The sequence below is a fragment of the Mycobacterium sp. genome (assembly GCF_035314905.1).
Classification (GTDB): Bacteria; Actinomycetota; Actinomycetes; order Mycobacteriales; family Mycobacteriaceae; genus Mycobacterium.
Window position 1 is genome coordinate 1 of record NZ_DATFYW010000028.1, and the last position, 9,549, is coordinate 9,549.

Here is a 9,549-nt window from a genome sequence, read left to right on the forward strand (position 1 = left end):
ATCGGGCTCGTCGAGCGCCTCGATGCGCCAGGTGACGGGCCGGCCGGTCAGTGGGTCGGCCTGGTAGTCGCGGGTCATCAGCACGGCCGCGTCGGGCGTCGGTCCCAGCTCGAAGGAGAAGTTGCCGGCCGCGTCGAACTCGAGATCATCGTCGCGCACGATTGCCACGATGCGGTCGGACCACGCGCCGGGCGACGGTTCGTTGTAGGCGGTCACCGAGAAGTACGCGCTGTCGCCTCGGCTGCCGCTGATGCGGTAGCGGCGCTTGGGATCGACCGGGCAGATGCAGTAGTAGGCATCGGTGTTGTCGCCGCCCCATCGCCGGTCGCGACGGAATGGCGTATTGACCTCAACGAACACCGGTCGGCTGGGCTCGGCGAACAGGTAGGTGTCGAGGGCAACGCCAAGTGTGGTCGCGAGCATGCGGTAGCCGTCGGCGATGTGCCGGTCGTCGGTGACGGCGCGCTCGCCTTCGAGGAAGCAGCGGTCGAGGCCGGCCAGGGTCTCGAGCAGCTCCCGCCAAGCGGCCGTGGACTCGGGTGTCGTCCCGGTCATGCGCTGATTCCTCTCGTGATGAGGGCTGCGGTGCGCTCCACCCAGCTGTCGTCGAGCGACGCCCCGCGGGTGAGCAGCGCAAACAATGTGGGCCCGGCCAGGGCCTCGACCATGTCGGCCGCGGTCACCTCAGGCCGGATTTCTCCTCGTGCGACCGCGTCTTCGAGGCGATCTGCCAGTCCGCGAAAGAGGATGTCGCCGAAACGTTCCAGCAGGACGGCGTGCAATGTCAGGTCCGCGGCCATCTCACCGACCAGGCCGGGCAGCGCGGCCCGTGCCGCCGGGATGGTCAGCACGGCCACTGTGCGACGCAGCATCTCCCGCACGTCGCCAGCAACTGATCCGGTGTTGGGGAGCGTCATCGCGTAGCCGATCGGGAACACGGCCTCGTGCACGAGGTGCGCCTTGCTCGGCCAGCGGCGGTAGATCGCCGGCTTGCTCGTACCGGCCCGCCGCGCAATCGCATCGACCGCCAGGTCGGCGTACCCAATCTCGCCGAGCAGATCGACCGTCGCCTGCAGCACCGCGGCGTCGATGCGCTTATCGCGGGGCCGGCCAATGTCCATCGTCATTACGAAACTGAAAGTAACATAAGTCGCCGTGACCGACGCCACAGCAGCCGTCATCCACCTTGACGACCTCGCCGAGCCCTGCTTCAGCCCCGAGATCGAGCAGATCCGTGACCTGATGGCAGCAATGGCGCCCGACAGCCCGCTCGATGCCCGGGCGCTGCACGCCAAGGCCGCAGCCGACACCGGGCTCGACGACTTCGGGCCCGACGACTATCGGGAACGTCTCGACGTGTACCTCGCGGCGCTGCAGGAGATCAGCGGCATGCACGGGCCGGGAATCGTCAACTTCCACGCGCAGCTGGTGCAATGGCTCAAGAACCGGCTTTTGCTCACCGAGCTGCTGGCACGGCACCCCGAGATCCAGGACATCGAGCTGTTGCCGCCAGTCGTCATCGCGGGCCTGCCCCGCACCGGTACCACCCATCTGCACAACCTGCTCGCCGCCGCCGCCACCTTCCGCACCCTCCCGTACTGGGAGAGCGTCGAGCCGTTTCCGCTGCCTGCCGAGGTGGGTGTCGAGCCTGATCCGCGCCGAACACGGATGGACGCCGCCGTCGAGTTCATGAACGCCGTGATGCCGCACTTTCGGCTGATGCACGAGATGACCACCGAGCATGCCCACGAGGAGATCCAGCTGCTGGCCAACGACTTCTCCTCGATGCTGTTCGAGACCCTCGCGCACGTACCGCGGTGGCGCGACTACTACCTGGCGCACGACCAGACGCCGGCTTACGAGCACCTCGCCCTCCAACTGAAGGCGCTGCAGTTTCTGCGCGGGGGCCGCCGCTGGCTGCTCAAGTCACCCCAGCACCTCGAGCAGCTGCCGTTGCTGGGCGCGGTATTTCCCGGCGTGGTAGTCGTATGCACCCACCGCGACCCGGTGCCGGTGACGCTGTCGATGATTGCGATGCTCACCTACACCGCACGGATGCACCGCTCCCCGGTGCCTGTGCAAGAGATCGCGGCGTCTTGGGTCGACCGCCTGGAACTGATGCTGGCCGCGCTGGTGCGCGATCGGGATGTCATCGCACCCGAGCGCTCGATCGATGTCCGCTTCGACGAGTTCATGGCCGACGAGCTCGGCGTCGCCGAACAGCTCTACGCCCTTGCCGGCGAACCGCTGACCCACGGGGCGCGCGCGGCAATGACCGATTACCTGGCCGGGCACCAGCGCGGCCGGCTTGGCCAGATCGCCACGTCGGCTGAAATGTTCGGGCTCGACGGGCGCGACCTGCGCGCGCGCTTCGCCCCGTATGTCCAGCGCTTCCTGGAGTGAAGCCTCTTAGTGAGAAGGCGGTGTAGGCCGAACCGGTCGCGGAACGCACCGACCAGACGTCAGTCGCGGAACGCGTCCTTGACCTTCTCGCCGGCGTCCTTGAGGCTCGACTTTGCCTGATCACCCTTGCCTTCGGCTTGGGTGTCCCGGTCGCCGGTGGCCTTACCGACCGTTTCCTTCGCCTTGCCCGCGAGGTCCTCGATCTTGTTCTTCGCCTTGTCCGTGCCGCTCATAACCGGCCTCCTTCGCTGCTCTGGGATCAAGCACTAAGTCGACTACCCGCGGGCACCCGGGAGGAAACACGGGAGCGCGCGCCCCGCCCGTGGCTTGCCTGACGTCAGCGAGGGGCCGCCCGACATGTGCACGTGCGACGATACTTCCACGAAAACGGCTGCAGCCCTTGGCGGTAGGTTCTTTCGGTCAGACCACAGGCCCAAGTGGCGCCGGCGGTGCAACAGGCGCTGGAGGCGCAAGTGGTGTGAGAGGCGCTGACGGGGTGAGCGGTGTGAGGGGCGTCGAGGGTGTGAGGGGCGTCGAGGGCGCCAGAGGTGATGGCGGCGTAAGAGGTGATGACGGGGTAAGAGGTGATGACGGCGTAAGAGGGGCGGGAACGTTCGGGACGCTGCCGGGGGGAATGAACGAGCCGACATCCGGCATCCCGACGGGCACTCCGAGCAAGGACCCGGCATCGTTGAGCAGACTCTGGGTGTCGGCCAGCAGCGTGTTGGGATCACTGCCCGCCGACAACAGCTTGGTGGTGTCGCTGATCAGAGGTATGAGACCGCCGGCGCTGGGCATAAGACCCGAGCCCGTGGGCACGGAGGAGCCCGGATCTGGGGGTGTTGGCAGGAACGGTATGTCGGCAGGCGCGGGAGCGGCGGCGGCGGCGCCGGCACCAAACCCCAACGCAGCCAGCGCTAATCCGGCATATACGGCCGCCCCGACGAACAGCCGGCAACCCTTCGAAATCGCGAACATTTGTGTACCCCTGCTCTGTCCGGTAGTGACCGTTAGCCACTCATATCACTTGGGTAACAATTGTTGTCAGAAGTCACAGTTGTAACACGACACGATCACAGTTTGCACACTTTGAATCGGCGGCGCGATTTCTTCGTTGCGTGCGTCGCTTGACAGCGCGGCGCGGCAACGACGTGAGAGTTGCGGGCCAGCACACCGGCCCACACCGCAGAGAAGCGATCGCCCGTTGAACTCCCTGTCGTGCAACGCTATCCGCCGTGGGCATGTTGAGGGCTCGCAACCGTCTGGGGGTACCAGTGGCCCCCAGCCATGGTGATCGCGCGCGTCGCGGCTTAGCTGGTCAGGACCGTCCTGGGTCGTTGGGATGCGCGCTGAGCGGCGTGGTTTCGACGGTCATCCAGGTATACAGCGGAAGCGATTCCAGGACGGCGCTCATCCCGGCGGTATCGCTGGCACCCCACAGGCCAAGCGTGCGCCGGCGGTCCTGTTGGCCCGGCAACGCCCACAGCCGCAGGAGATGCCCCTGCGCGGCGAGTTCGCGGGCGCGTCGGGCTTCGCGCGACGCGGTGTCATCGACAACGTGCGCCGAGGTCCCCTCCGGCACCGTGATGGTCATCGCGACCAGAAACTCGGTGCGGTGGGTGTCGTTCGGGGTGATCCCCGCGCGCGCTGGATCGTTCGGGTGCGGTGAGAGCGGCGTGACCACGTCGGTGCGCCAGATGCGCAGCGGCATCGAGGCCAGCACCTCCTCGAGTTGGCGGTCGTCAAGTGCGGCGAACAGCCCAAGCGTGCGCCACTCGCCCGGCTGCAGTGGGGGACGCCACAGGCGTCGCAGGTTTCCCTGGGCTGCCAATTCCCGCGACCGCGCGGCTTCGCGCGCCCGGACGTCGTTGACGGTTTCGTCTGGTGTCCCCGCCGGGACGTGCGTGGTCATGGTGACGAGGAATTCCACCAGTAGATTGTCAATCCGTAGACCACGATCGCGTCGTGTCTTTAGTTCAGTTGGCGGTGAATACCAAAGCGCGAGATGTCGTCTTGCCTGCACCGGGCCGGGGCATACGGTTAGGGTTCGGGCAACTCAACCGCAAGGGGACCTCGATGGCCAAGCTCAGGTTCGGATACTTCATCGCACCGTTCCACCGCGCGGGCACCAACCCGACGCTGGCATTGCAGCGTGACCTGGACTTCGCCGAACACCTCGATGCCCTCGGCTTCGACGAAGTGTGGTTCGGCGAGCATCACTCCGCGGGCAGCGAGATCATCAGCTCACCGGAGATCTTCATCGCGGCCGCAGCGCAACGGGCCAAGCGGATCCGGTTCGGCACCGGGGTCATCTCGCTGGCATACCACAACCCGCTGTGGGTCGCCGACCGCTTGATGCTGCTCGATCACCTCACTCACGGTCGCGTGATCGGCGGGGTAGGACCCGGGTCGCTGCCCACCGATTCCGCGATGATCGGGCTGACCCCCACCGACACGCGCGAGCTGCTCGAAACCAACCTCGACATCGTCGTGCGGCTGCTGGCCGGGGAGACCGTGACCGCCAAGACGCCGACGCACGAGCTTTTCGACGCGAGGCTGCAACTGGCCCCCTACTCCGATGGCGGGATCCCGCTGGCAGTGGCCGCGGTCGCCTCGCCCACGGGTGCGCGGCTGGCCGGGAAGCACGGCATCGGGTTGCTGTCGATCGGCGCGACGCTGACGATTGAAGGCTTCGATGCGCTCGCCTACCACTGGGGCATCGTCGAAGAGCGCGCGGCGGCGTTCGGTACTCGGGTCGACCGCGCGAGCTGGACCCTGGTCGGGCCGTTCCACATCGCCGAGACCGACCAACAGGCCCGCGCCGACGTGAAGTTCGGGATCGAGTCCTGGTTCCGCTACTTCCAGCGGGTTGCTGCGTTTCCCCAGATGACCATCCCGGGACAGCAGCTCGACGAGATGATCGACATCATCAACGACGCCGGGGCCGGTGTCATCGGCACGCCGGAGCGGGCACGGGCCCAGGTGCAGCGGCTGTGGGACCAGTCCGGCGGATTCGGTTGCATGCTGCAGATGGGACACGAATGGGCGAACCCCGCCGCGACCAAACGCTCGGCGGAACTGTTCGCCGCCGAGGTCATGCCCCACTTCCGGGGCCAGGCGCAACCGACACTCGACGCCGCGGCCCGGGCCACCGACGTCCGCGACGCCCTCGCGCAGACGCAGCTGCAGGCCATCGACCACATGACCAAGAAGTACCAGGACGAAATCGACTCGAAATAAACGGCTTTCAAGGCTTTCACCGCCGGTAGAGGCGTTTGCCGGCCGCGGTGAGCGGACTCTGCTGCACCGGCGGTGTTCTGGTTGCGGGCACCCTTGGGAGTCCTATGGCGCTGTTGGGGAGGACCATTGGCTCTGGTGCGCCGACGCGTCATTGACCAGGGTCGGTCTCGATACACAAGAATGGAGGCCGACCATGCCCACGACAGGCTTGCACGCCGATACCCTGCAGGATGCAGTGGAACTGGCGTGTCGCGCCCCGTCGTTCCACAACAGCCAGCCGTGGCGGTGGGTGCTCGGGCACGGGAGGCTCCACCTGTTCATCGATCCGGACCGGATCGTAGACACCGACAAGTCCGGTCGCGAAACGCTGATTAGTTGCGGCGCCGTGCTGGATCACCTGCGCGTCGCAGCGGCGGCGGCGGGCTGGACGGCCACGGTCGAGCGCTATCCAAACGCGGACGATCCCACGCTGCTGGCGGCCATCGATTTCACCCCGCTGACGTTGGTCACCGACGCTCACCGCCGTCGCGCCGATGCGATCCTGCGGCGGCGCACCGACCGACTTCCGTTCGCGGCTCCGCCGGACTGGGAATCGTTCGACGCGACCTTGCGGGAGGCCATCGGCGACAGTGGCGCGCTGCTGGACGTCCTCACCGACGATGTACGCCCACAAGTGGCCGAAGCGTCCCAGCTCAGTGAGGCGCTGCGCATGTATGACTCGCCGTACCATGCCGAACTGGCCTGGTGGACAGCGCCGTTCGCCGCCTACGACGGCATTCCGCCCACCTCGCTGGTTTCCGCGGAAGAGAGCGACCGGGTCGATGTGGGACGCAGCTTTCCAGTTATCAATCACCAAGATCGTCGTCAGGATCTGCCGGAGGACCATTCGAAGATCGTTATTCTGTCCGTGGCCGAAGACATCCGCGCCAACGTGTTGAGATGCGGCGAAGCGCTATCGGCGGTACTGCTGGAATGCACGATGGCCGGCCTGGCCAGCTGTACGCTCACCCACGTCATCGAGGTTGCCGCCAGCCGAGACGTCATCATCAGCCTCATCGCGCAGCCATATCCTCAGGTCGTGATCCGCGTCGGGGTGGCGCCGGCCGGCGACGATGTGCCTCCGCCGACGCCGCGGCGACCCGTCGCCGACGTTCTGCACTTCCGCGTGTAGCCGAACGACGGCTGAGCGCGCGCCCGTCCATCGTCCCGATCTTCGCGACTTCCGCTGACATGGCCAGCCAGCTCACGCTCAGTGGACTGCACTGCGTCGCGGCGGTAGTGGTGGATCAACCAGCAGCACCTCGAGCCCGACGACGACCAGCCCCCCGTCCAGCGTGCCGACGTCTACACCGACGACCGCCATTCCGGGGGTCCCGGCGGGGGTGGTGGGCCTGGCGGAGGTGGTGGGCCTGGCGGGGGTGGTGGCTCGATCCCCAGTGGTCCGACCGGCAGCGGTGGGCCTGGCGGCGGCGGTGGCTCCGTCCCCGGTGGTCCAAACCGGCAGCGGTGGCCCTAGCGGCGGCGGCGGCACGATACCCGGCGTGGGTAGCGGCGGGGGAGGACCCGGCGGCGGTGGCGGTTGTGTTACAGGCGTGGGTTGCCTCGGGTCGTAGGCTTGCGCCGCCGCTCGCGACCAGCTCGATACTAGTTGTTGCTAGGTAATAATAGCAATAACTAGTATCGAGCGCTATCCTCGTTCGTGTGATCGACGAGCATTACCGGGATGCGTGGGCACAACGTGCCTGCGACTACTTCACCGACACGTTCGGGCTGGCACCGACCACGGCTCGCCTGCTGGCATGGCTGATGATCTGTGAACCGGCCGAACAGTCCGGATCGGATCTCGTTGCGGCGCTTGGCGTGAGCCGGGCATCGGTCACCACCAGCCTGCGGCTGGCCCAAGCCGCCGGACTTGTCGCACGCCACACCCGCCCGGGGGATCGAACCGTCTACTACGTCATCGGCGATGACGCTTGGCATTCGGTGCTGCGCCGCCGGATCGCCGCGATGGCCACATTCGTCGAGATCGCGGGCGACGCCCTTGCTCGGATGCCCGATGACACGTCGACGACCCGAATCAGGGACGCAAGAGACGCCTTCGCGTGGCTCGGCTCGCTGACCGATGCGCCGGAACTTCAAGGCAAACCGAGGGATTCGAACGCGTGACGATCGACATCCACCATCACATGTTGCCGCCCGAACTTGTAGACGCGCTGACCGAGCACGGCGTGACCAACATCGGCGGGGAACCGCTGCCGGCCTGGCGACCGCAAGCATCGCTGGACGTGATGGACCGCAACGACATCGACCGTGCGATCCTGTCCGCCCCGATCCCGCTGCACTTCCTCCAACCGCGCGCTGCCGCAACGTTGGCCACCCAGATCAACCGGTTCGCCCACGAGTGCACGGAGCGCTGGCCTGAGCGCTTCGGATATTTCGCCAGCCTGCCACTGCCCGATGTCGAAACCGCGGTCGCCGAGGCGATTTCGGCCTTGGACCAGTACGGCGCATCGGGTGTCGCGATGCTCAGTAATCACGCCGGCATGTACCAGGGCGACCCACGTCTTGACCCGTTATATGAAGAACTCGACAAACGACGGGCGGTCGCCTTCGTGCACCCCACAGTCTTCACCGCCGGCGACTATCCCATCGGGCCCAGCGACGGGTCACGGATCCCGTCGATCCAGCCGTCACAGTTGGAATTCGGCTTCGACTCCACCCGCTCCGTCTCGAAGCTGCTGCTCGCCCAGGTCGACCGGCGCTTCCCTCACATCAGATTCGTGTTCACCCACAGCGCCACCTGCGTGCCCTCTGTGTTACACAAACTGCTGGGCCGCAAGCCCATGGTCGATGCCTACACCGCCTCCATTCGTGACCAGGGCGCCCCACCACCGATCCACGATTTGCTGACACAGTTACGAGCGGCAGAAGCCGAAGCACGCCAACGAATCCGGTGGTTCTTCTTCGATACCGCCCTGTCCACTGCGGCGCCGGTGCTCGACGCGCTGACCGCCATCGTTCCCACCACCCACATCCTCTTGGGCACCGACTTTCCCTTCGGGCAGGAAGTCGGCCTGCGGTACACACTCGACGGCATCCATAGCTACCGGCACTACACCGACGATGACCGTACCCATGTCTTGGCGACCAACGCGGGAAACCTGCTCGACCGCTGAAATCACCACGGCCGAGCATGGCGGCGACGGGCCGAGACCGCCGGTCTGCTATATCGACTTCGGGTCTTGTATATCGACCACCGCCGGACAGAGGTGCTCGTTGCTTTTGCCTCCGCAACGCTGTCGGTCACCTCGACGCGTTTGGAGTCGAATGTGGTTCCCTTGGCAGGGCGAAGCTGTTGAGGAGCGGGCCATGGAAAATGCAGACAAAATACCCGGACTGACCGAGTTCCGCGACAGCCGGCTCGAGTACCGTCGACTGTTCTCGGAGGTCTGGGGGACGTTCCTGCTGGTGCTGGCCGCCGCCGGCGGCGGCGTGGTCGGTGCACAGCCCTATGGCAGCGGACTCACCCTTCCGGTCAAGGTGATCGCGCCCGGTGTGATGGTCATGGCGATCATCTACTTCATGGGCACAATCTCGGGTGCGCATTTGAATCCTGCGGTGACGTGGGCGTTCGCGTTGCGCGGCAACTTCCCCTGGCGGCGCGTCCCGGGTTACATTGTGGCGCAGGCGATCGGGGCGTTCCTGGCGTGCCTGTTCCTGCAGTGGTCAATCGGCGGGATCAGGCACGGCGCGACGGTGCCGGCTCCGGGTGTCTCGGACTGGGTGGCCGTCGCGATCGAAGGTGTGCTGACGCTCGGCCTCGTGAGCGTCATCCTGGGGACGTCGTCGGGCGCCCGGAATATCGGAACCAATGCGGCGATTGCGGTCGGCGGGTACATCGGCATC

9 protein-coding genes and 1 pseudogene are annotated in these 9,549 nt (G+C 66.4%); 6 read left to right on the forward strand and 4 right to left on the reverse strand.

Annotation, left to right across the window (positions count from 1 at the left end; genetic code table 11):
* Positions 1–555 (reverse strand): annotated as a pseudogene (locus VKG81_RS02170) (hypothetical protein); the annotation flags it as partial.
* Entirely contained in the window at positions 552–1,127 is a 576-nt protein-coding gene (locus VKG81_RS02175) for a TetR/AcrR family transcriptional regulator (protein ID WP_324389260.1), read from the reverse strand. The pseudogene VKG81_RS02170 and the gene VKG81_RS02175, both read right to left, overlap by 4 nt.
* A gap of 28 nt (positions 1,128–1,155) precedes the next feature.
* Between VKG81_RS02175 and VKG81_RS02180 the strand changes: the two genes are divergently transcribed.
* Positions 1,156–2,403 (forward strand): sulfotransferase, encoded by a 1,248-nt coding sequence (locus VKG81_RS02180; RefSeq protein WP_324389262.1) that lies wholly within the window; start codon positions 1,156–1,158, stop codon positions 2,401–2,403.
* A 59-nt stretch (positions 2,404–2,462) separates the two neighbouring features.
* On the opposite strand, the gene VKG81_RS02185 is transcribed toward VKG81_RS02180, so the two are convergent.
* On the reverse strand, positions 2,463–2,636 hold the full coding sequence (locus VKG81_RS02185) for a CsbD family protein (RefSeq protein WP_324389264.1): 174 nt from the start codon (positions 2,634–2,636) through the stop codon (positions 2,463–2,465).
* Between the two features lie 1,085 nt (positions 2,637–3,721).
* Positions 3,722–4,333, reverse strand: a complete 612-nt coding sequence (locus tag VKG81_RS02190; protein WP_324389266.1) for a muconolactone Delta-isomerase family protein — start codon at positions 4,331–4,333, stop codon at positions 3,722–3,724.
* Between the two features lie 146 nt (positions 4,334–4,479).
* On the opposite strand from VKG81_RS02190, the gene VKG81_RS02195 reads away from it, so the two are divergent.
* The 5 genes from VKG81_RS02195 to VKG81_RS02215 form a co-directional block, all read left to right on the forward strand.
* The gene (locus VKG81_RS02195) at positions 4,480–5,643 is read left to right on the forward strand and encodes an LLM class flavin-dependent oxidoreductase (RefSeq protein WP_324389268.1); all 1,164 of its coding nucleotides are present in this window, start codon (positions 4,480–4,482) and stop codon (positions 5,641–5,643) included.
* 193 nt (positions 5,644–5,836) lie between these two features.
* Positions 5,837–6,814: an Acg family FMN-binding oxidoreductase gene (locus VKG81_RS02200; protein ID WP_324389270.1), complete on the forward strand. Its 978-nt coding sequence runs from the start codon at positions 5,837–5,839 to the stop codon at positions 6,812–6,814.
* Between the two features lie 530 nt (positions 6,815–7,344).
* The gene (locus VKG81_RS02205; RefSeq protein WP_324389272.1) at positions 7,345–7,809 is read left to right on the forward strand and encodes a GbsR/MarR family transcriptional regulator; all 465 of its coding nucleotides are present in this window, start codon (positions 7,345–7,347) and stop codon (positions 7,807–7,809) included.
* Positions 7,806–8,819, forward strand: coding sequence for an amidohydrolase family protein (locus VKG81_RS02210; RefSeq protein WP_324389274.1), 1,014 nt, complete (start codon positions 7,806–7,808; stop codon positions 8,817–8,819). Before VKG81_RS02205 ends, VKG81_RS02210 begins: the two co-directional genes overlap by 4 nt.
* Positions 8,820–9,012: 193 nt before the next feature.
* The coding region (locus tag VKG81_RS02215; protein WP_324389276.1) for an MIP/aquaporin family protein at positions 9,013–9,549 on the forward strand (537 nt) is incomplete at its 3' end.

What these genes read in the sequence shown, in the direction of transcription:
- VKG81_RS02175 (WP_324389260.1), bottom strand. Translation starts at nt 1,127, where the DNA reads ATGACGATGGACATTGGCCGGCCCCGCGATAAGCGCATCGACGCCGCG.
- VKG81_RS02185 (WP_324389264.1), bottom strand. Translation starts at nt 2,636, where the DNA reads ATGAGCGGCACGGACAAGGCGAAGAACAAGATCGAGGACCTCGCGGGC.
- VKG81_RS02195 (WP_324389268.1), top strand. Translation starts at nt 4,480, where the DNA reads ATGGCCAAGCTCAGGTTCGGATACTTCATCGCACCGTTCCACCGCGCG.
- VKG81_RS02200 (WP_324389270.1), top strand. Translation starts at nt 5,837, where the DNA reads ATGCCCACGACAGGCTTGCACGCCGATACCCTGCAGGATGCAGTGGAA.